The 22,142-nt window shown below is 47.1% G+C and carries 22 protein-coding genes; 14 read left to right on the top strand and 8 right to left on the bottom strand.

Annotation, left to right across the window (positions count from 1 at the left end; all coding sequences use genetic code 11):
- Positions 1-23 precede the first annotated feature (23 nt).
- Both ACXJJW_RS10590 and ACXJJW_RS10585 read right to left on the bottom strand, forming a co-directional pair.
- The gene (locus ACXJJW_RS10590; RefSeq protein WP_456475716.1) at positions 24-734 is read right to left on the bottom strand and encodes a TIGR00297 family protein; all 711 of its coding nucleotides are present in this window, start codon (positions 732-734) and stop codon (positions 24-26) included.
- Between the two features lie 30 nt (positions 735-764).
- Positions 765-1,397 carry a 30S ribosomal protein S3ae gene (locus ACXJJW_RS10585; RefSeq protein ID WP_456475715.1) on the bottom strand — a complete coding sequence of 211 codons (633 nt, stop codon included), beginning with the start codon at positions 1,395-1,397 and terminating at the stop codon, positions 765-767.
- 251 nt (positions 1,398-1,648) lie between these two features.
- Here ACXJJW_RS10585 and ACXJJW_RS10580 point away from each other — a divergent pair, with 251 nt between their 5' ends.
- The 6 genes from ACXJJW_RS10580 to ACXJJW_RS10555 all read left to right on the top strand — a co-directional run bounded on the left by ACXJJW_RS10580 (position 1,649) and on the right by ACXJJW_RS10555 (position 6,936).
- A complete protein-coding gene (locus tag ACXJJW_RS10580; RefSeq protein WP_456475714.1) occupies positions 1,649-2,236 on the top strand; it encodes a hypothetical protein in 588 nt (195 codons plus the stop codon).
- A complete protein-coding gene (locus ACXJJW_RS10575; RefSeq protein ID WP_456475713.1) occupies positions 2,181-3,215 on the top strand; it encodes a protoglobin domain-containing protein in 1,035 nt (344 codons plus the stop codon). The genes ACXJJW_RS10580 and ACXJJW_RS10575 overlap by 56 nt, the downstream gene beginning before the upstream one ends.
- Entirely contained in the window at positions 3,208-4,419 is a 1,212-nt protein-coding gene (locus ACXJJW_RS10570; RefSeq protein ID WP_456475712.1) for an ATP-binding protein, read from the top strand. Before ACXJJW_RS10575 ends, ACXJJW_RS10570 begins: the two co-directional genes overlap by 8 nt.
- Position 4,420: 1 nt before the next feature.
- Entirely contained in the window at positions 4,421-4,789 is a 369-nt protein-coding gene (locus ACXJJW_RS10565) for a response regulator (RefSeq protein ID WP_456475711.1), read from the top strand.
- Positions 4,782-6,245, top strand: a complete 1,464-nt coding sequence (locus ACXJJW_RS10560) for a TadA family conjugal transfer-associated ATPase (RefSeq protein ID WP_456475710.1) — start codon at positions 4,782-4,784, stop codon at positions 6,243-6,245. The genes ACXJJW_RS10565 and ACXJJW_RS10560 overlap by 8 nt, the downstream gene beginning before the upstream one ends.
- Before the next feature lie 94 nt (positions 6,246-6,339).
- Positions 6,340-6,936: a PRC-barrel domain-containing protein gene (locus ACXJJW_RS10555; protein ID WP_456475709.1), complete on the top strand. Its 597-nt coding sequence runs from the start codon at positions 6,340-6,342 to the stop codon at positions 6,934-6,936.
- 10 nt (positions 6,937-6,946) lie between these two features.
- Here ACXJJW_RS10555 and ACXJJW_RS10550 read toward each other — a convergent pair whose 3' ends face one another.
- Entirely contained in the window at positions 6,947-7,531 is a 585-nt protein-coding gene (locus tag ACXJJW_RS10550) for an acylphosphatase (protein WP_456475708.1), read from the bottom strand.
- A gap of 121 nt (positions 7,532-7,652) precedes the next feature.
- On the opposite strand from ACXJJW_RS10550, the gene gatC reads away from it, so the two are divergent.
- From gatC to ACXJJW_RS10520, 6 genes are all read left to right on the top strand, one after another.
- A complete protein-coding gene (gene gatC, locus ACXJJW_RS10545) occupies positions 7,653-7,886 on the top strand; it encodes an Asp-tRNA(Asn) amidotransferase subunit GatC (protein ID WP_456475707.1) in 234 nt (77 codons plus the stop codon).
- A gap of 6 nt (positions 7,887-7,892) precedes the next feature.
- Positions 7,893-9,242, top strand: coding sequence for an Asp-tRNA(Asn)/Glu-tRNA(Gln) amidotransferase subunit GatA (gene gatA / locus ACXJJW_RS10540; protein ID WP_456475706.1), 1,350 nt, complete (start codon positions 7,893-7,895; stop codon positions 9,240-9,242).
- 2 nt (positions 9,243-9,244) lie between these two features.
- Entirely contained in the window at positions 9,245-10,618 is a 1,374-nt protein-coding gene (gatB, locus tag ACXJJW_RS10535) for an Asp-tRNA(Asn)/Glu-tRNA(Gln) amidotransferase subunit GatB (RefSeq protein ID WP_456475705.1), read from the top strand.
- Between the two features lie 43 nt (positions 10,619-10,661).
- The gene (locus tag ACXJJW_RS10530; protein ID WP_456475704.1) at positions 10,662-12,962 is read left to right on the top strand and encodes a CDC48 family AAA ATPase; all 2,301 of its coding nucleotides are present in this window, start codon (positions 10,662-10,664) and stop codon (positions 12,960-12,962) included.
- 113 nt (positions 12,963-13,075) lie between these two features.
- The gene (locus ACXJJW_RS10525; RefSeq protein ID WP_456475703.1) at positions 13,076-13,390 is read left to right on the top strand and encodes a nucleotidyltransferase domain-containing protein; all 315 of its coding nucleotides are present in this window, start codon (positions 13,076-13,078) and stop codon (positions 13,388-13,390) included.
- Complete coding sequence (locus ACXJJW_RS10520) at positions 13,387-13,773, top strand: HEPN domain-containing protein (protein WP_456475702.1); 387 nt, start codon at positions 13,387-13,389, stop codon at positions 13,771-13,773. Before ACXJJW_RS10525 ends, ACXJJW_RS10520 begins: the two co-directional genes overlap by 4 nt.
- A gap of 61 nt (positions 13,774-13,834) precedes the next feature.
- On the opposite strand, the gene ACXJJW_RS10515 is transcribed toward ACXJJW_RS10520, so the two are convergent.
- A complete protein-coding gene (locus ACXJJW_RS10515) occupies positions 13,835-14,293 on the bottom strand; it encodes a type II toxin-antitoxin system VapC family toxin (protein ID WP_456475701.1) in 459 nt (152 codons plus the stop codon).
- Positions 14,290-14,628 carry an antitoxin family protein gene (locus tag ACXJJW_RS10510; RefSeq protein WP_456475700.1) on the bottom strand — a complete coding sequence of 113 codons (339 nt, stop codon included), beginning with the start codon at positions 14,626-14,628 and terminating at the stop codon, positions 14,290-14,292. Before ACXJJW_RS10510 ends, ACXJJW_RS10515 begins: the two co-directional genes overlap by 4 nt.
- Here ACXJJW_RS10510 and ACXJJW_RS10505 point away from each other — a divergent pair.
- Positions 14,619-18,242: an Eco57I restriction-modification methylase domain-containing protein gene (locus ACXJJW_RS10505; RefSeq protein ID WP_456475699.1), complete on the top strand. Its 3,624-nt coding sequence runs from the start codon at positions 14,619-14,621 to the stop codon at positions 18,240-18,242. The two genes, ACXJJW_RS10510 and ACXJJW_RS10505, sit on opposite strands and share 10 nt — an antisense overlap.
- A 79-nt stretch (positions 18,243-18,321) precedes the next feature.
- Positions 18,322-19,191 carry a M48 family metallopeptidase gene (locus ACXJJW_RS10500; RefSeq protein ID WP_456475698.1) on the top strand — a complete coding sequence of 290 codons (870 nt, stop codon included), beginning with the start codon at positions 18,322-18,324 and terminating at the stop codon, positions 19,189-19,191.
- A gap of 78 nt (positions 19,192-19,269) precedes the next feature.
- Here the strand turns inward: ACXJJW_RS10500 and ACXJJW_RS10495 are convergent, their stop codons facing one another.
- The 3 genes from ACXJJW_RS10495 to ACXJJW_RS10485 all read right to left on the bottom strand — a co-directional run.
- Positions 19,270-20,211 (bottom strand): toll/interleukin-1 receptor domain-containing protein, encoded by a 942-nt coding sequence (locus ACXJJW_RS10495; RefSeq protein ID WP_456475697.1) that lies wholly within the window; start codon positions 20,209-20,211, stop codon positions 19,270-19,272.
- Entirely contained in the window at positions 20,183-21,487 is a 1,305-nt protein-coding gene (gene thiC / locus ACXJJW_RS10490; protein WP_456475696.1) for a phosphomethylpyrimidine synthase, read from the bottom strand. Before thiC ends, ACXJJW_RS10495 begins: the two co-directional genes overlap by 29 nt.
- A gap of 47 nt (positions 21,488-21,534) precedes the next feature.
- On the bottom strand, positions 21,535-22,142 hold a 608-nt coding region (locus ACXJJW_RS10485), incomplete at its 5' end, for an NAD(P)-dependent oxidoreductase (protein WP_456475695.1).

The raw sequence follows: 22,142 nt of genomic DNA, 5'->3' as shown, positions 1-22,142 counted from the left end.
GCTATGCAGGAGGAGTTAAAAATCTATCGCAGCAGGTAGAGGGCAGCGCCTGCACCGAAAAGTCCGCCCGCCATACTGGAGAAGAAATTAACCCATGCGTTGCTCAGCATGCGGCGGCGCTCAAAAACAGCTCCCAGGAGGCTGTCGAAGTTGAAGCCCAGGATACCGCCCAGAAGGCTTGAGGCGAGGCTCAGGGTTAGGGGGGCCATGCCAAGGGCATAGGCCATGAGCCCTATGAAGAGCGCGCCCGCTATGCCGGCGAGTTCGCCCAGAAGGGTTATTCCCCCGTTGGTGCCGTGTGGCACCTCCTGAAAGGTGGTTATCAGCACGGGTTTCTTTCTGCTCAGCACACCAAGCTCTGATGAAAGCGTATCCGCAGTCACAGTGGCGAGGGATGCGAGGTAACCTGCAAGAAAAACCCCCTGGCTGCTGTCAATGGCATAGAGCCCTGCAAAGATTGTCGGCAGTGCCCCGTTTGCAATGACGTTTACCGCCCTCCTGCGCCCGCCGTGGGGCTCAGAAACATTGAGCTCCTTCTTGTAGGAATATCTGTACTTCGTGGTGGCAAAACCCAGAAAAAGGAAGCTCAGAAGGAGGATTAGCCAGCTGTAGCCGGCGAAAAAGTAGACAAGAAGCCCCATGAGCACTGCAACGGCAGTGCCAGGAGCGTCCAGCACCTTCTTCTTGTATATCAGAATACCTAAGGCAAGACAGATGAAAATGGCGAGATACATACCGTAACCTCCGTAACGGAGGCTTTATTTTTACGCCTCGACTGCAGGAGCTTCTTCAGCTGGCTTCACATTCTGGGCGGGATATTCCAGAACCTTAATCTTCCTTACCTCAACGCGTTTGAGGGGGTATATTTTGCTTGCAGCGCGGTACATGCTGGCGGCTATCTTCCCGGATACAACCTCCTGCACAAAGCTGTCAAATTCCCTTTCTTCAGCCGCAGTCTTTACCATGTCCACGAGTATTCTCCGTATGGCACACTCCTGTGAGGTCTGTGCCCTGCCGAAGGCGAGGGCTATAACCCGAATGCGCAGCTTGTGGCCGTCCTTCGTGATTGCATCGACTATTCCCTCTACCCGGGTGCTCTTCCTGCGAATCTGGCTGCGCATGTACTCTCGTGATAACCTCTGCCCCTCGAAGCGGGTATAGGCGTTGTTGCCGCGCACCTCTGTAATCTTAAATCTCAGTTTTATGTGCTGCTTTGTGAAGTCCCCGGTAATGTCCTTCATGGTGGCCTCTATAACCCTTCCAATAAGCTGCTCTGGATTACTCGCCAGGGTTTCGCCAATCTTCACCCCACCAAATATCTTTGGAGCTAGAATATTGTACCACTTCTTTGTCTTCCAGGTGTCTATTTTCCTTCTCTTTACAGCAACCCTTGCCAATAAAATTCCTCCATCAGAGTGATTCAGATAAAAATCTCTTAAGGTCTTTATTGCCCTACCATTAAAAAAGTTTTTGGAGAGGCTTTCCTGAGGCGTGCAAAGGCGGTTATTGAAAACAATTTTATAAAAATATATAAATATGGGAAATATAAAAGGACATATAGGATATATAAAAGCATAGTGAAATGATAAATGGAATATATCGAGGCTATGAATCTGCACCGACGTACCTGCTGAACGGGGTGAGGGAAATGGGAGATTCTCACAAAAACGTGGGGGATATCCCGGCATCACGTGCCGGGAAGAAAAATTACTGGCGGGCTTTCTGGGTACTTGTGATTCTGGTGGTTGGACTTATACTCCTTTTACCTATGAGACTTATAACCACAGAGCAGGGATATCCTGCTATCTGGTTCCTTATTTACGCGGGTTTTGCGATTTCCGCCTTTGTTTTTCTTGGTGGGCTGATAATGAAGAAGCGTTTCTTACCGGCGGTTCCTCCTCCCTTTGTCAGGGTGGACGAGATAGACCATCCTCTGCCCGGTGATGTCGAAGTGGACCTTCCGCCTGAGGATAGGGAACTTCTGTACAGCATAAAGGAGCTTATGGAATGGTTTGAAGATGGAAAGATCAAAGAGGCAAGGGTTCATGACTACCGCGCCCGCGTCGCGGAGCTTGAGCGGTGGTTCAGGACAGGTATAGAGAAGGACATTGAGATAAGAAACCTCAGAAAAGAGCTCAAACAGCTCAAGGAGGAGCTTGAAAAGGAGAGGTTGTCACATAATGAAGGTGGAGAAACTTCTTGGAAAGGATTGGGAGACTCTGAAAAGCTACCTTGAAATAGAGAGCAAGGACGAAGAGAGGTTGAAGAGAATAGGCGAAGTGTTGCTCACGGAACATGAAGAGATACAGAATCTCTTTTATGAGCATCTTCTTAGCTTTGAAGAAACTTCGCGTTTTTTCTCTGGCGAAGCAAGCGTAAAGAAGGTAAAAACCAAACAGGAGGAGTACTTCAGGAGGCTGACACAGGGCAACTATGATCTGGAGTATCTTGTGGACAGAGCACGAGTTGGTGAAGCCCACGACCGCATCTCATTGTCAGCGCGCTGGTACCTCGGCGCCTACAGGAAGTACTTGGCCTTGATGATGCCCAAGATGAGCAAAGTGTTCCCGGAAAGTGAAAATGTGCTGCCATACGTCGAGAGCCTGCTGAAGTTGACCTTCTTGGACATGGCTGTGGCAATAGAGACTTATATTGTACTGCGTGAGGGCAAGCTTCAGGAGAGCAGAGAACACTTTAAAGGAATATTTGAAGGGGCAAACGATGGCATATTCTTAATCGGCAGAGATTATACTATACTGGACGCAAATCCTGCAGCACTTAAGATGCTAAAGCTGGATAGAAGCGAAGTTGTCGGGAATAAATGTTATGAGGTTGTTCACGGAAGTGAGAGTGTGTGCAAGGAGGTGCCCTGTTCTGTTAAGGAGGTGCTGGAGAAGGGCGAGGTGCACGGGGTCATACACACCCACTATGACTGCGAGGGCAACATGATAACTGTGGAAATTACTGCTGCAGGAATAAGGGACAGCGAGGGTAATATAGTCACCATAGTGGAGTCCTCAAGGGATATAACGGATAAGGTAAAGCTTCAGGAGAGGCTTGAAAAGCGCATAAATGAGCTTGAACGCTGGAGGCGGGCTATCATAGACAGGGAATTACGCATGCTTGAGCTAAAAGAGGAGAACAAAAGGCTTAAAGAGGAGCTGGACAGGCTCAGAAGGCTTTGTACCGAATCAGAGGGTCCGGAAAATGATTAAGAATCTAAATGAAGATGGATATGTTGAAAAACTTGGAGAGAACGAAGAAATATTTCAAAAGCTTGTGGAATTTTTACCCTATGCCATCACTGTGCACAGCAGGGGCAGAATTGTATTTGTCAATTCAGCATGTGAGAAGCTTCTTGGCGCAGAAGCTCCGGAACAACTCATCGGGAAGTCAATAATGGATTTTGTGCATCCAGATTATACTGAAGTTGTCAGAGAACGGGTAAAACGGCTGATTGAGGGGGGGACGGGAGTTCCCCTTATTGAGGAGAGATTTGTCCGTCTTGACGGTAAGCCTGTGGATGTGGAGGTGGCAGCAGTTCCTTTTATCCATCAGGGCATGCCAGCGGTGCTTGTTGTAGTGCGGGATATCACTGAGCGCAGGCAGGCAGAAGAGAAGATTAGGAAGTATACCCGGGAGCTTGAGGAGAGTCAGAAAGCGCTTTTAAACATCCTTGAGGATGAGCGTGAGTCAAAGGAAAAGCTTAACAAAGCTTATAAAGAGCTAAAAACCCTGGATCAGCTCAAAAATGATATAATTGCAAATGTAAGTCACGAGCTTCGCACACCAATGACAATTGCAAAGGGTTTTGCGGAACTCGCCCTGGATGAGCAGGATGGAGAAGAACGCAGAAGGGGACTCATGAAGATAATCGAGGCACTTGAGAAGCAGAACACAATAGTTGGCAACCTTATTGCCATGGCAGAAGCCTCAAAGGAGAAGATAAAACTTCATCCTTCTCGTTTTTCAGCGCGGGCTTTAATCTCCAGCGCCGTTGAGAAGAAAAACAAGGATATCTCTCATAGAAACATTGAAATGGAGCTTCAGGTGGAAGATTTTAATGTTGAGGGGGATTTTGATAAGCTTAGACATGTGCTTGTAAATCTCCTAGACAACGCCATAAAGTTTAACCGTCCACAGGGTAAAATAACAATAAAGGCGCGGAAAATGAGGAGCAGTGCAGTTATCTCGGTGAGTGACACCGGTATAGGGATACCAGAGAGTATTTTACCCAAGAGCTTTGAGCCTCTGTTCCAGGGTGATGCGTCAATAAATCGCAGATACGGGGGCACAGGAATGGGACTCGCGGTGGTAAAGACAATAGTGGAAGCACATGATGGCGAGATTTATGCAGAGAGCATTCCGGGCGAGGGCTCAACATTTACACTGGTGCTCCCTCTGAAGGAAGGTGAATAAAATGCCTAAGGTTCTGGTAGTGGATGACGAGCAGGATATGCTGAGGCTCGTGAGAAATATCCTTGAGGATGAATATGAGGTAATTGAGGCGGGAAGTGCAGAAGAAGCGCTGAAGCTTGTGAAGAAAGGGATGCCTGACATAGTTCTCCTCGATATAATGATGCCCCGCATGGACGGATGGGATTTTCTGGAGAAGTTCCGCATGCACAAAGGTGCAGAGCGCGTGCCGGTGATACTCTTTACTGTGCGCAGTGAAGCCAGCGAGGTGCTCTCCGGTCTGGCAGTTGAAGGTGTTGTGGACTACATAACCAAGCCCTTTGACCCTAATGACCTCAAAGTACGTATAAGGCGGGCGATAGGGAATGAGTGATACCAGGTCCCGGGTAGTATCTCTGGGAAACAGCTATTTCTACAGGATTGAACTCCCTACCCTCACCCCCAGAGAGATGAAGTTTCTTAAGAGAGTAAAGGAGGCAGCGATTAAAGAGGCGAAGGTTGAGCTGCAGGGTTTGACGAAGGAGCAGAGGAAACAGCGTATGCTCTTCGCTGTGCTTGAGATAATGGACAGGCTTAAGGGCGATGTGGAGCTTTCGCCCGAGAAGAGGCAGATGTTTGCAGAGATGATTGTGAACGACATGGTGGGCTACGGTCTGCTTGAGCCTCTTCTTCAGGATGATGAAATCGAAGAGATAATGGTAATAGGCCCCAAGCGTCCTGTGTACGTTGTCCACAGGAAGTACGGGATACTTGAGACAAATGTGGTCTTTCAGGACCCGAAGGAGATTGTGAATATAGTACAGCGGATAGCCTCGAGTATTGGCAGGCGCATCGATGCCTCCTCGCCCCTCCTCGATGCCCGTCTTCCCGACGGCTCCCGTGTCAATGCAACGCTGAGCCCTCCTGCCCTGGATGGGCCAACGGTTACCATAAGGAAGTTCAAAAAGGACCCCCTCACCATAGTCGACCTGATGAAGTACAATACCCTCAACAGCGAGGTTGTGGCTTTCCTCTGGCTGATGGTAGATGGACTCGGCGTGTGGCCAAAGAACATACTCGTGGCTGGTGGCACAGGATGTGGAAAGACGACCACACTCAATGCCCTTACTGTTTTTATTCGCAGTCGCGAGCGAGTTATCACCATCGAAGACACAGCAGAACTTCAGCTTTCTGTAAAGCATCTGGTGAGGTTTGAGGTGCGTCCTCCCAGCATAGAGGGTAAGGGGGAGATAGATATGGATACCCTGCTCAAGAACACGCTTAGAATGAGGCCGGATAGGTTGATTATAGGTGAGGTCCGGGGGCCGGAGGCAAAGACCCTTTTCACCGCCATGAACACCGGGCACAACGGGACGCTTGCAACGCTTCATGCAAACAGCGCCCGAGAGTGCATAACGCGCCTTACAAATGAGCCTATGAACGTCCCCATGATAATGATTCCAGCCCTGGATTTGATTGTCATGCAGGCAAGGTACACCCACGAAAAGAAGGGGCTGATAAGGAGGGTAACAGAGGTTACGGAGGTTGGCGGGATTACCGATGGCACTGTGGCTTTGAGCAGGATTTACGAGTGGGAGCCGAGCAGCGATACCATAAGGAGCACAGGTACGCCGAGCAGGCTGAAGCAGGACCTTGCCAAGCAGGTGGGCATTCCCATAGAAGAGGTGAATGAAGAACTTGAGAAGAGGAAGCTTGTTCTGGATTATCTGCTTGAAAACAACATCAGGGAGTTTTATGATGTGCGAAGATGGGTGGAGAGCTACTACACCAACAGCGATGCCACGCTAAAGAAGATCGAGGCGTCCCTCAATGCTTCGTCTCGTTCATAGGTGTTTTTTATTGGTTTTTGTGGATATCTGTTCATAAAAGTATGCGGGAGAAGCTTTATATGGAGACAGTAAGAAGTTATTTTGAGGGCTGGAGATGAAAGTTGTTAGAGCAGTTGGGGTTCTCAATCTTCTTTTTGGCCTGGTGGCACTTCTGGCTCCGGTTAAGTTTTACTCCTTTGCGATGCGACTCTTTACGCCGGATGTTTCTCCGCCCTTTGGGGTGGGTGCAATCCAGCTCACCACGCTCATGCTCTTTATCCCCAGCCTGGTATTGATAGCGAATGGTGCTGCCCTGCTTTTTCTGAGCTACAGACTTGAAACCCCTGCCAAAGCCGCCTCCTCTCCAACGCGCGAGTATTTGAAGAGGCTGAGCGAGGAGGAAGGCCTGAAGCTCAGTGATGAGGGCGAGGAGTTTGAACTCTTTGAAGGCGAGGCAAAAGAGGAGCTTGAGGAGACCCCCGGCTATGCCCTCTCTCAGGGTGAAGAGTATGTGAAGGTCAGGCATGAGATGATAGGAAAGGAGGTATACGATAAAAGGGGTAACTACTACGGCAGGGTTATAAGTGTCACCCTCGGCGAGGAGGGCGATGTGAGGGAGTTTCTGGTAAAACGCGGCGACAGGAAAAGAGTTTTCAGCAGCGAGGACGTGGAGGCCAACGACGGCGTGATTCTGGTCAGGCGCCAGGATTAGCCAGGTGCTGCTAATCTGGCTTTCTTTTGGTTTCTAGATAATCTTCTATCAGTTTTGCCAAAAGCTCGTTTGATCTGGAAATATTTTCAGTAAGCCTTGCAATGTTTTGATTTATTGACCTAAGTTCATCGGAAACTGCGTGATACTTCTCATCAAGGACTCTAAAATTTAGGTTGACATCTCCCCTTAATTTGTCTGTTTTAGTTGCCATCTCTTTCAGGCTCTGATTATTTTCTTCCTTAAATCCTTTTAATTCATCTCGAAGAGTGGATAGGTAAACAGCTCCTGTCGAGAACCCTTCAATCATCTCCTCCTCAAAACTTCCGGTGACTATTTTGAAAGCACTGAACTCTCCAGTTGCACTGAGGAATTTGTAATCTACACTCTCAACAGAGATAGGTGGGGTTTCAATTTTTATATCTTCAATAAAAGCCTTTATTTTCTCCTTCTCACCTTCGCAAATAATTTTAACCCTTCCATCCTCCAGATTCTCCACAGTTCCAGTTAACCTGTGTTTCCAAGCTGCCCTTCTTACTTGGTAACGATAATCTACCCCCTGAACGTCGCCATCCACTAATATCTCTGCCCTATGCATTCTTGCACCTATTCTATATTCATTCACATAAAGCTATATAATTATTTTGCATCGAGCAATTAGAGTGACCTCCGCATACTTTTTATATTTCTTCTGCATTACACAGAGCAGAGGCCTTACCATGGAGGAGAAAGCAGAGATTCGTCGCCAGGCGGAGCGTGTGCTCAGGGAGCTTTCCGAAGCCCTGGGGGAGATCAGCTTGGAGGAGACATACTACGTGGTTGAGGATATAAATGTCACCCGCGAGGACGATACCCCTGAACTGAAGTCAGACTTCCGCGATATGGCGCTGAAGATTGCGCCCCGCGTGGATGAGGAGGGCAACTACATCGCCGAAGTGGGAAGCTGGGTGTAGCTGATTATGAGTACTCTTGACGAGCTCAGGAGCAGGGCGGTGAGCGCAGAGGAGAATGTGGCGCGCTACCTGGAGGCTATTGAGGCCAGGGACAGGGAGATAAACGCCTTCATCGAGGTTAGCCCACACGCCCTTGAGGAAGCCCGCGCTGTGGATGAGAGGATAGAGCAGGGCAGAGCCGGGAAGCTCGCCGGCCTGGCGATAGCTGTGAAGTCAAACATCAACGTCCGCGGGCTCCGCGCCACCTGTGCCTCCAGGACGCTGGAGAACTACATCTCGCCCTACGATGCGGTGGTGATAGAGCGCATTCGCCGCGAGGATGGGATTGTTATAGGCATGACCAACATGGACGAGTTCGCATGCGGGAGCAGCGGTGAGACCTCCTGCTTTGGTCCCACCCAGAATCCGGCGGCGATGGGCCGAATACCGGGGGGTTCTTCCTCTGGAAGCGCCGCAGCGGTGGCTGCGAACTTCGCAGACCTTGCCTTGGGAAGCGACACCGGGGGCAGTATACGCAACCCGGCGTCCCACTGCGGAGTGGTTGGAATAAAACCCACCTATGGCCTGGTGCCCCGCTATGGTCTGATAGACCTTGCCATGAGCCTTGATCAGATAGGTCCCCTGGCGAGAGATGTATACTCCGCGGCCCTGCTTCTTGAGGTGGTCGCTGGCCACAACCCCAGAGAGGCGACGACGCTGCGCATCTCCAGCCCCGACTACACCTCCCGGCTGAGCCCTGACCTCTCCGGCTATACCATAGGCTTCGCCAGGGAGTTCGAGGAGTACACATCACCCGGGATTATGCGTGAGGTGAAGCATGCGCTTAGGAAGCTTGAGGCCCAGGGGGCGAATGTTGTTGAGGTAGAGCTTCCCAGCCTGGACAAGGCCCTGCCCACCTACTACCTTACTGTTTTTGTGGAATTCTTTTCAGCCACCCGACGCTATGATGGCAGGCGCTACGGCTACCGCATAGAGGAGGTGTGCGGCGAGGAGGTGCTGCGCAGGATAATGCTCGGCAGGTACATAAGCCAGAAGGAGTACTCCGGCAGATACTACCGCCGCGCGCTGCAGTTCCGCTCCCTCATCAAGAGAGAGCTCCTGGAGGCTCTTAGCGGGGTGGATTTAATCGCAGGACCGACGACGCCAAAGCTTCCCCACAGGCTCGGAGAGGAGATAGACCCCCTCGCGATGTACGCCTACGACCTCTTAACAGTACCTGCGAATCTGGCGGGCATACCCGCAGGGGTTATAAAAGCCGGCGAAGTTGAGGGCATACCCGTGGGTCTGCAGTTTCACGCAAAGCCTCTGGAGGAGCAGAAGATACTCAATGCCATGTATGCGCTGGAGGGTGGGTAGGCATGAAGGTAACCATAGGCTTGGAGATTCATGAGCAGATTGCAACGCGGACAAAGCTCTACTGCAGGTCACCCACCAGCTACCGCGAGGCGGCGCCGAACACCAATGTGTGTGAGGTATGCCTTGGTCTGCCCGGGGCCAAACCCATGCCGGTGAACCAGGAGGCTATAGATGCGGCGGTTGCAATAGCCCTGATGCTCAACTGCGAAATTGTAAAGGAGCCCATCTACATTCTGCGAAAGCACTACGACTACCCTGACCTGCCTTCCGGATATCAGCGTACATCGATGCCCATAGGTAAGAACGGCGAACTCGCAGGTGTGGGAATATGGGAGGTGCACCTCGAGGAGGACCCTGGTAAGTACGACCCCACCACGGGCAGGGTGGATTACAACCGCTCCGGCGTGCCCCTGGTGGAGATAGTTACTGCGCCCGACATGCACTCACCAGAGGAGGCAAGGGAATTTCTGAAGGAGCTGGTGAAGGTGCTGCGCTACACCCGGCGGGTGCGCGAGGAGGGCGGAACCATGCGGATGGATACCAACATAAGCATTGAGGGCGGAGCAAGGGTTGAGATAAAGAACATAAACAGCATCCGCGGCGCCTACCGTGCGCTGAAGTTTGAAATTACGCGTCAGAAAAACCTCATGAAGCGGGGCAGGGTGGTGAAGCGCGAGACCCGCGCCTATCTGGAGGCGCAGATGATAACCAGGGGTATGCGCACAAAGGAGGAGGCAGAGGACTACCGCTACATCCCGGACCCGGATGTTCCGCCCCTGCTTATCACAGAGGAGAAAATAGCAGAGATAAGGGCTACTCTGCCCGAGGCACCCCACCTGAAGCAGGCGAGGTTTATAAAGCAGTATGGAATCAGAAAGGATGATGCCTGGGCAATAACAAGCGAAATTGAGATGGCAGATGCCTTTGAGGAAGTTTGCAGAGAGATAGACCCAAAGGTTGCAGCTCCATTTTTCAGGCACATAGTCAAGAAAATATTAAACTTTGAGAACAAGAGCTTCTCTGAGAGCGGTATTACGGCAGAGGATATAATTACAATACTGAAGTCAATGAATTCGGGGGAAATTACTGCAACCAGCGGGGAGCTTGTTATCAGGGATATTCTTAAGGAAAAAAGACCTGCATGGGCGATTATAGAGGAGAAGGGGCTGAAGAAGATAACCGAGGAGGATGTGATTGAGAGGGCCGTGAGGGAGGCCATAGCCGAGAATCCGAAGGCTGTGGAGGACTATCTCTCTGGAAGGAAGGAGGCGCTGAACTTTCTGGTGGGGCATGTGATGCGCAGGACGCGAGGGAGGGCGGACCCCGCCAAGGTGCTGGAGATGCTGAGGGAGAGGGTGGAGGGGATGAAGGGCTGAAAAAGGATTTTTATATTAAAACAACCATATATTAATAGGGGCTATGAGCAAAGAAGCTCAACTGAGGGTTGCCGAGGCAATCCAGCGGGATGTTGGCAGGGGTATAGTTAGGATAGATTCAAATATAATGGATGAGCTGGGCATTATTCCAGGGGATATTGTGGAGGTGGAGGGCAAGAGGTCCACCGGGGCAATAGCCCTGAGAGGCTACCAGAGCGATATAGGATTAAAAATCATAAGGATGGACGGCCTGATAAGGGCAAATGCAGGAACCAGCATAGGCGAGTTTGTGAAGGTCAGGAAGGCCGAGTATAAGGATGCCCAGAGGGTGGTTCTCGCTCCGATCCAGGAGGGTGTTCGGATACTCGCAAGTGGGGACATCTTCAGGGGTTATCTGCTGGGAAGACCCCTGAAAAAGGGTGATGTTATAATGCCCTCAAGCCCTGAGAGATACAGGGGAGAGCTGAGGAGTTTTGACATCTTTGAGAGGTTCTTTGAAGGGTTCAGGTTGACCCCCTTTTCTCTGGGTGAAATCAGATTCATAGTGGTTTCGACACAACCTGCGGGGATTGTGAGGGTAACAGAGGCAACCCAGATTGAACTCAGGCCAGAGGCAGTGAGGGTGAAAGAGGCGGAGAGAATACCGGAGGTGACCTATGAGGATATAGGGGGTTTGAAGGAGGAGGTCCGGAAGATAAGGGAGATGGTTGAGCTGCCCATAAACCATCCTGAGCTGTTTGACAGGCTTGGGATTGACCCTCCCAAGGGTGTGCTCCTCCACGGTCCGCCGGGCACAGGGAAGACGTTGATAGCAAAGGCTGTGGCAAATGAGACCAATGCCTATTTTATCTCTATAAGTGGCCCTGAAATAATGAGTAAGTGGTATGGGGAGAGTGAGAAGAGAATAAGGGAGATATTCGAGGAAGCAGAGGCCAATGCGCCAAGTATTATATTTATTGATGAAATTGATGCAATAGCACCCAAGCGGGAGGAGGTAACCGGCGAAGTGGAGCGCCGGGTAGTGGCGCAGCTTCTCGCGCTGATGGATGGTCTGAAAAGCAGGGGCAGGGTGATAGTGATAGGCGCGACGAACCGTCCGAATGCCCTGGATCCGGCTCTGCGGCGCCCGGGAAGGTTTGACCGCGAGATAGTGATAGGCGTACCCGACAGAAATGGGCGAAAGGAGATACTTCAGATACACACCCGTGGTATGCCCCTGGCCAAGGAGGAGGATGTTGAGAAGGGCCTGGTTAAAAAGGAGGATGTTGTCGACCTTGATGAACTTGCAGATGTCACCCACGGTTTTGTGGGCGCGGACCTGGCAGCCCTCTGCAGGGAGGCGGCGATGAACGCCCTGAGGCGCGTTTTGCCGAAGCTGGACCTGGAGAAGGAGATACCTCCTGAGGCACTGGAGAAGCTCTTTGTACTGAGAAGCGACTTCTTTGAGGTGCTGAAGACAATTGAGCCATCTGCGCTCAGAGAGGTGCTGGTGGAGGTGCCCACGGTCCACTGGGAGGATGTGGGTGGTTTGAAGGAGGTGAAGAGTAAGCTCAAGGAGATGGTGGAGTGGCCATTGAAGTACCCCGAATCTTTCAAGCGGGTGGGTATAACACCGCCCAGGGGTATCCTCCTGTTCGGCCCGCCTGGATGCGGAAAGACGCTTCTCGCCAAGGCGGTGGCCACTGAGAGTGAGGCCAACTTCATCTCAGTCAGGGGCTCTGATGTGCTGAGCAAGTGGTTTGGAGAGACTGAGAGGAGAATCAGTGAAATCTTCAGGAAGGCCAAGGAGGTTTCTCCATGTATAATATTCTTCGATGAGCTTGATGCGCTGGCTCCTATGAGGGGCTCTGCTGTCGGCGAACCCAGGGTGGTGGAGAGGATTGTGAATACCCTCCTTTTTGAAATGGACGGCATGGAGGAAATCTACAATGTTGTGGTTATAGGTGCAACAAATAGACCCGACATTATAGACCCCGCCCTTCTGCGCCCGGGCAGGTTTGAGGAACTGCTGCTCATCCCACTTCCTGATTATGAGGCCAGGCTGGAAATCTTCCGTGTGCATACGAGGGGGATGCCCCTTGCCAGTGATGTCGACCTGGAGGCGCTTGCCAGGGAAACCAAGGGCTATACGGGCGCTGATATTGCAAGTGTGTGCAGGAGGGCAGGTATGTTCGCCATCAAGGAGGACCTTCAGGCAAAGGAGGTCAGGATGAAGCACTTCCTGCAGGCACTGAAGGAAACACCCGCCTCTGTTAAACCTGATATAATGAAGGCCTATGAACAGATAAAGGGTGGATTCAAAAGGAGAGCGGATGTTGTAAGAGAGGCGCCGGAGGTTCTGTAGGGGATATTCGGAGTTACGGGCTAACAGGTTTAATAACTTCCGACAACTTCGGCCCCTCTGACCGAGTAGCTATTTTTATCGATGGCATAAAAGTTACAAATTTAGGTGACATAATGAATATAGAAGAGGTGCTCGGAGAATTCAAAAGGGAAGTCAGAAAATTATACGGCAGAAGGCTGAAAAAGGTCATCCTTTTTGGTTCTTGGGCAAGGGGCGAGGCAACCGATGAGTCAGACATAGACCTGCTTATAGTCCTTGAAGGCAAGGTCGTTCCCGGTAGGGAGATAGACAGAATGATAGACATAATTACGGAAATGAATCTGAAATATGGAGTGCTGATATCTGTGTATCCCGTATCTGAAGATGATTTCCGCAAGCTCAAAAGCCCGCTACTTATAAACGTACGAAAAGAAGGAGTGCCAGCATGAGGGAGATAGACTCTCTCATTAAAAGAGCGAACAGGTATCTTAGGAGTGCCGAAATTCTTTTAAAAGAGGGGGATTATGAATCGTCGGCATCAAGAACTTACTATGCCATGTTCTATGCTGTCCAGGCTGCTCTACTAACAAAAAATCTGTCTTTTTCATCTCATAAAGGTGTCATTTCTGAATTTGGGAAACACTTTATTAAGACAGGTATCTTTCCAAGAGAAATGGGCAGAGAACTCAACAGAGCCTTTGAAAAAAGGCAGCTTGGGGATTATGAGTACACTTTTGTAATATCAGAGGATGAAGCAGAGGAAGTGCTTGAAAGTGGAAAGAAGTTTGTAGAAGAGATAGCCCAACATCTAAGGGAGAAGGGGATACTGTAAAAAAACTCACCCCCCACCCAAAAACTCCCGTGTCAGCTTCATGGCGCAGAAGCTGCCATTTTCACGATGCCTCATTACCCTTCAAACTTCTGATTATATTTAAAACATCTTCAAACTCATCGATTGGATAATAAGCTTCTATTCCGCTTCTTTTGGCATTCTCTGCCATAGTCTTATCATTTGTTATCAGGATGGAGTTGGTTATCTTAGCTGCTGCAATGTAGTACAGGTCAACGGCTCTCCCTCTAACTTCAAAAGCTAAGTTATATGCCAATGAAATCAAATCCTCTTCGCCAATCAAATGAATTTCTTCTGTCAGCTCTTCTAAAAAATTTTTAACAATCTTTCCACTTATTTTTCTGCTTAAAACAGAAGCTAACTCCACCGTAAGTATTTTTGGTCCATAAATGATTAGATCTTCTTTGGATATTGCCTCTAATATTTCATTAGCCTTTTGATGTCTATCTCCAAGTTTGGGAAGTAAACTATCCACATAAACAGAGGCATCGACTACAATCATCTTCTTTCACTGACCAACTGCTTTGTAAGATCTTCTTCAATGTTTTCAAAGTACTTTCTGTATTTTTTTATAACTTCCGACAACTTCGATTTTTCAATCCTAATCTTCAATCTTTTCCCTTCCTTCAGCTGAATTTTCTCCAGCGGCTTGAATACGCCATCCTCGTATATTACTTCGATAACTTTGGGCATACCATTAGTATGTTTGATAACTTCAAATAATTTTTGTTGTGTAGCTATGCCTCGTCCCAAATTATTTTTATAAACCACAGTATCACTATTATAGTTGAGAGACACACATAGATATAGAAGAAAGGAGGCAATCCTTGCAGACACCACTTGGAGAGAATAGGGCTTTTGGAAAGTCTGAGCTGATAAAAGATGTAAATAGGATACTTACCAATGCGAAGCAGAAGGTTAAAGTTGAAAGGAGAGCTCTGGTTTTCTCCAGGAAAAAGAAGCTTTCCTCCGAAGACCTGAAGACGCCTCAGGACCCAGAGGAGTTCACCAAGAAGAACATTATCGAGAAGATTCTTGAGTTGCTTAAGGTCGATTACAGCGTTGGGGAGAGGAGATTTCGCATCCCTGGAGGCATGAGAAAAGCGGACTATGAGATAAGCTACGGCGGGCTGAAGTTTCTTGTGGAAGCCAAACCAACAGGCGACGATCTGTGGAAGAAGGATGGAGCGGTTAACCAGGTTAAGGAGCTTTTCCTGCTTCATGAAACAAAAAGAGACTACTCCTTTGGCATTGCTACCGATGGCTTGCGCTGGGTTTTCATCAGCAACACTGGTGAGTTTGTTACAGAGTGTGACTTGGTAAAGGATTTCGCAGCCATAGAGAACTTCATCACAGGCAAAAGCGCGGTGAGAACGCAAAAGAAGGAAGCAGAGATAACAAAGCGTTTCTACGAGTGGTACAACGCCTTGCTGCATGGCGGAAGCTACCGCAATCTGAAGGGAGAAAGAGATGAAATAGGCGAAGAGTATTGCTTAGTAAGCAGCATCCTAAATGTTAAAAGCGAGTCTGACCGCGAGGAGATAGCACAGGTTATAGTTGACCGCCTTATCTTCATAAAGTTCCTCCAGGCGAAGAGGATAATAAAGGAGGACATCCTCGCCTATCTCGCTAACCTGAGCGAGGACGTGCTCAACTCGAAGCTGAAGCAGCTCTTCTTCTCTGTGTTCAACGTGGAAGAAGATAAGCGCATAGACGTTGACCCGAAGTTTGAGAAAATACCTTACCTCAACGGGAGTCTTTTTGAGAGGAGCAACGCAGAGAGGCAGAATCCAGATTATCTAATTCGCGCCGATATTCTGAAGAGGGTTATTGAATTTCTGGATACCTTCAAGTTTGTTTATGAAGGCGAAGCGGGAGAAGATTCCATCGACCCGGAGATTCTCGGCTATATCTTTGAGCGTGCCATGACCGCGGGCGACAGGAAGGGCACAGGGGCCTACTATACCCCCAAGTACATCACCCGCTACATCTGCGAGAACACGATTTATCCATATATCCTTGAGAAGTCTAAGGAGTATCTTAAGGAGAAAAAGGGTTACAAGGGTGAGGAGCTGCCCAAGAGTTTTGAAGACCTTCTGAGGCTGCGCAGCTTGACCCTCTCTGATATTTATAATAATGTGGTGATGAAGCTCACAGTGCTGGACCCTGCCTGTGGCTCAGGTGCTTTTCTCTATCAGGCTGCCAACATTCTTTTAGAGATATACAGGAAGATTGAGAAAAGTCTGGGCTTAAAAAACCCGGAATTCAACTTAAAGAAGGTTATACTGCGGAACAGCATATACGGGGTTGACCTGAACCACAAGGCGGTGGAGATTGCAAAGCTGCGAATGTGGCTGTGGATTGCAGAATCCTATGACCCCGATAAAAGGCTTGCTGCCCTGCCCAATATTGAATATAATATCAGGGCTGGAAATACACTCATTGGCTACATAGACATTTCTAAACTAAGGGAGTTCAAAATTTCCTTAGACGATTTTCTGGGACTTGAAACTCCTCTAGATGAACTATTACAAGAGAGGGATAAGATACTCTCCGACTACAAGATGGCATCCGGGGAGAAGGCAAGGGAGTTGAAGAGAAAGATCGAAGAGATGGACGGCAAGATTAAACGACGCCTTGATATCCTCCTCTTCCAGGAGATGAGGGCAAAGAAAATAGACATCTCTCCCACTGAATTCGCAAAGCTCGAGCCCTTCCACTGGGGTTATGAGTTTCACAGGGTTTTTGAGAATGGAGAGGGCGGCTTTAGCGTGGTCGTGGGCAATCCGCCATACGTGAGGCAGGAGTCAATAAAGGAGCAGAAGCCGATATTGAAGGAGTATTATGAAACTTATAAAAGCACGGCAGACCTTTATGTCTATTTCTATGAAAGAGCCCATAAACTTCTAAAACAAGGTGGAATGTTCGGGTTTATTTCATCCAATAAATTCATGAGGGCAAATTATGGTAAACCTCTTCGTGAATTCCTAACAAAAGGTGTATACATTAGAGAAATCATTGATTTTGGAGAGCTTCCAGTTTTCGAGGATGCCGCCACATTCCCTGCGATTGTTTTGACAGAGAAATCTAACGTAAAGGGGAGAAGTACGCTTTTTACTCCTGTTAGGTCCTTGGAATTTCAATCATTGGATTCGGTGGTGAGTGAATATGCACAAAAACTTCCACCAGAGGCGTTTGAAGGTTTCAACTGGTCACTGGGTAAAGAACATGAAATAAAAATAATGAAAAAAATAGAGAAAATTGGACAACCCTTAGGTGAGTATGTGGGAGGAAAAATTCTAAGAGGTATTCTAACAGGATTCAATAAGGCGTTTATAATTTCCAAAGAAAAGAGAGATGAACTAATAAAGCGCGATCCAAAAAGTGCTGAAATTATCAAACCGCTTATTGTTGGCGATGATATAAGGAAATATGAGATTAATTTTAGAGATAGATATCTTATTTTTACAAGAAGAGGTATCGATATCGAATCTTATCCTGCTATAAAAAAGCATTTAGAAAAATTTAAGGATAGATTGATGCCTAAGCCTCAAGATTGGGATGAAAAGAGAGACGGAAAATGGAATGGTAGAAAACCTGGGGCATACAAATGGTATGAAATTCAAGATACAATAGCGTATTATAAAGAATTTGAAAAACCAAAAATAGTTTTACCGGATATTGCAATGTCTTGCAGATTTGCATTTGATACTGAAAATTATTTCGTTGCTAATACAGGATATATTATTCCAATAAATGACCTGTATCTACTATCATTATTGAATTCAAGATTGATAGAAGAATTTTATAGAAATATTGCTGCAGTATTGGGTGACCCAAATAAAAGAGGGAGGATGCGTTTTATATATCAGTATCTTGTTCAAATCCCAATCCGCCGCATCAATTTCAACACTCCAGAGGAAGAACGAAACCGCTTGGTGGGAGAACTCAAGGAATTATACGCTCAATCCAACTTCACTGAAATCCTCTCCCGCGTTGAAGCCTACCTTCCCAAAGACGAAGATGGCAACTTCATTACCGCCGAAGAGAAAAGCGACGTAGTGCACGACTTTTTAGCTTTTCTGGCTGAGCGCATGACAGAGATGAACAAGGAAAAGCAGGCGGAGATAAAGAGGTTTCTTGCATGGCTTGAGGAGTACCTTGGAGTGAAGATTGAGGATATGAACCTCAAGACCAAGGTGAGGGAGTTTTACAAAATGGACTGGGAGGAGTACTATAAAGTTCTGAAGAGGTCTAAAGGCAAAGTTAGGAAGGTAGACCTGGCGAGCAAAGAGGCTGAAGAAAAGCTGAGGGAGGCTTTCCTCGATTCAACAGGTAGATTGAAGCCGTTGCTTGAGAGGATTAAAGAGACGGACGGGCTGATTGACCAGATAGTTTACAGGTTGTATGGCTTGTCAGAAGAGGAGATAGAGGTGGTGGAGGGTGGGTGAGGGAAAGAAAAGGTATTTAATTTTCACTTTTCCGGAACTCTTAGAAAATTTTAATATATTATGACCTAAAGTAATGGTTATGATTTCTGGTATAAATATGAACCCTAAATTAGTTTTTATCATACTTCTAGTTATAACGTTTTGTTATGCTCGGACAAAACGATTTGGAGAAAGAAATTTTGGTTTAATAATTACTTCTTTTCTCCAGGGGATTGTACTCTCACTGATATTTAACGAACTACTACTAGCCCCAATATGGGCATTAATGTACTATCTTTTTTCCTTATATTTTTGGAATGTTATTTTTATGATAAAATCAGCTTTGAAAAAACATGAGGATTATATTGACAATGAACTAATTCAATCTTTAAAGAATATACCTGAATTTAGGAAATTAAAATTCAAATTGAAAAAATACACTGGATCTAATTCTTTAAATGCTAATGTGCTGCCTCCGATTCCTTTTATATCGGATAGCTATCAGATATCTCTTGGAGAAAAGTTAATTTCAAAATTTACACTTGAAGAGAAAAAATTTGTTTTAGCGCATGAAGTCTCTCATGCATTGAAAAAACATGTGCTAATAAAAATTTTTCTAATGTTTTTACTGATTATAGTGATAGCTCTTATATCTATAAAATTAAATGTGTTTGTTGCTAACAAAATTGAGAAATACCTAGTACAATTTTATTATTTGATTACTTTTAGTCTTTTTTTAATTGGCATAATCGGAATAAATCTCATTTCATGGTATATAGAATATGATGCCGATAAAAAGGCTTTACAACTGACTAAAGATCTTAAAAGTTTAGAAGCAGCATTTTTAAAATTTGATAAAAATTATCTAACAAAAGATTATGGATTGATAATAAATTTGATTGTTTATACACATCCATTAGTAAAAAATAGAATTAAAAAAGCAGAACAATTGACTAAATTGTTACAATAAAAAATAGCTGAGGTGATAGAGAGAATAACATCGATATCTATGTCATACTACAACTATTTAAAAAATCGTTTGGTTATTTTATGGCAAATTTTCCCATCTTTTTTTCATTCTATCATTGATAGATTCATATTCTATATTCTCTATTTTTAACTTAATTTTATTTTTCCCATGTGTATGACGAATGATAACTTCTATTTCAAGAGGGTCAGGTAATTTTTTAAATGAGGGTAGATCTGTCTTTATATTTACAGTTCCGTATCCTTTTAATAATATTGGTTTATCATATTCTTCAATGATTTTATTTTTTTTAAAAACATATCCAAAAATACTTTGCTTTTTTCTTTTATTAATTATCTCATTTATAATTGATGGTGGATATATATAATCAATTTCATAAATATATGTTTTCAAATTACTTTTATTAATTATAAAATAGTCGAGAAATAAAGTATGTTCTAAGCCATAATCCGCGTTTTTCGCTTTCCTTACGTCAATTTCTAAGATACATTCATTATATTTTTCAAATTTATTTTTAATTTTTATTTTAGGTTGAAATGTAACTATCTTTCTCGCTTTGTTGACAATCTGATTTACTAAATTTTCAACATCTTTAGGATCGAAAATGTTATCTTTATTATTTTCTATATTTTTTAATTTAATTTTGCTATAATCTGTGATATATCTTAAAAATGCTAGTTCATCTTCGTTTTCGTCTACATTTATAAGCCAAGCATAGACTCTTTTTGGTTTTCCGCTTCCTTTCTCAATTCCTTTAGCAAGTCCAATTTCAAAAGAAACCCAGTCACGAGTATAGTTATATTTTAAGACATTTTCTGTTACTAATACAAATAAGGCTCTTGATTCGTGGATAGCGTTGATAATCTTTGTTACTGGGTCTACACCTTCCTGCTTTAAAAATGCAAAATAAGGTTCAACCCCTATATCTTTAAATGCTTTATTGATTTGTTCAATAAGTAAGCTGTCTTTTGAGCTATGGGATATAAAAATTATGTTTTTCATTTTTCTCCCCACCCAAAAACTCCCGTGTCAGCTTCATGGCGCAGAAGCTTCCGCACATTGTGCAGGTGTCGGTCTTCTTCGGCAGGCTTCGCCTGCGATACTCCATTGCCCGCTCCGGGTCCAGGCACAGCTCAAACTGCCTCTTCCAGTTGAGCTCAACCCTCGCCTTGGACATCTCCTCGTCTATCTCTTTTCCTCTCCCTCTCGCCAGGTCAGCGGCATGGGCAGCGATTTTGCTCGCAACCACGCCAACGCGCACATCCTCAACGCTGGGCAGGGCGAGGTGCTCCGCTGGCGTAACATAGCACAGGAAGTCGGCTCCGGCATAGGCCGCGATTGCCCCGCCTATCGCAGCGGCGATATGGTCATAGCCCGTGGCGATGTCGGTAACCAGTGGGCCCAGCACATAGAAGGGCGCGCCATTGCACAGGCGCTTTTCCAGCAGCACATTGGCCTCAATCTGGTTCAGGGGCACATGTCCCGGCCCCTCTACCATGCACTGCACACCTGCCTCACGGCAGCGTCTCACAAGTCTGCCCAGAGTCATAAGCTCACGAAGCTGCGCCTCGTCGGTGGCGTCGGCTGTGCTACCGGGACGCAGGGCGTCGCCCAAGCTAAGGGTAACGTCGTACTCGCGGGCTATCTCAAGCAGGTAGTCGAAGTTCTCATACAGGGGATTCTCCCTTTCATTGTGCTTCATCCAGGCAGCAAGGAAGCCGCCCCCCCTGCTAACTATGCCGGTGACGCGGGGGCTCCTCTCCAGCGCCTCCAGGGCCTCGCGGGTAATGCCCGCATGCAGTGTCATGAAGTCCACGCCTTCCCTCGCCTGAGCTTCTATAACAGCGAAAAGCTCATCCTCACTCATGTCCACGATGCTGCCCCGCTTCGCGGCAAGCACACCGGCCTCGTAGATGGGCACAGTACCCAGAGGTACAGGAACCCTGAGAATTTCCCTTCTTATCTTCTTCAGATCGCCGCCAATGCTCAGGTCCATAAGCGTATCTGCGCCGTGCTCAACCGCAACCCTCGCCTTCTCAATCTCCTCCTCCACGTTCACGTGCTCCGGCGAGGTGCCGATATTTGCATTAACCTTCACCTTAAGTCCCTCGCCTATTCCAATGGGCGTAAGCTCTCTCCCTGAGATGTTCCTGGGTATGACCACCCTCCCCTTGGCCACCCTTCGGAGGAGCACCTTCTCGTCAACGCCCTCTGCTCTGCTAACCTCCTGCACTTCCTCGCTGACAACGCCTCGCCTTGCTTCAAGCATTAAAGTCATGTGTTGCTACGCAAATTATAACATTTATAAAGGGTTGTGAGACATGGTTAAAGCTCCTTCAGTAGCCTGTAAATAACAGAGAAGTCGAGGCTGTGCATATCCTTCGGGAACGTCATGGCAAAAAGCTCTTTAGCAACGCTTCCCATGAATAAGGGCCTTTCTAAATCTCTTGCCAGATCCTGCAGGTAGTGGAGGTCCTTGTAGATTAGCGCAGAGGAGAAATGCGTAGTAAAGTCTTCTTTGAGCAGCTTTTCTTTCTTGGCGTTTAAAACCATGGAATTTCCGGCGCCCGCGGAGAGAATATCCAGCACCTTCTCCTTGCTCAGTCCAACCGCCTCTCCAAAGGCGAGAGCTTCTGCAATGGTTGCCATGAATGAGCCAAGGGCCAGGTTGTTGATGAGCTTCATCTTTGTTGCCAGCGATTGCTCACCCAGGTAGAAGATGTTCTCGCCTATCTTTTCGATATATGGGAGGGCCCTCTCGTACGCCTGTCTCTCGCCGCTGACCAGAACAGTAAGCTTTCCAAGGGATGCCGGTATAATGCTTCCGAGCACAGGAGCCTCGAGGTAGTGGGCGCCATGCTCCTTAAACACCTCGTGGAAGTACGCCACTGCTTCAAAGTGGTTTGTTGTTGTGTCGATTACAACCTTCCCTT

This window comes from Candidatus Pyrohabitans sp., assembly GCF_054014795.1.
The sequence above is the reverse complement of the archived record's forward strand: the minus strand, read 5'-3'. Positions and strand labels throughout refer to the sequence as shown.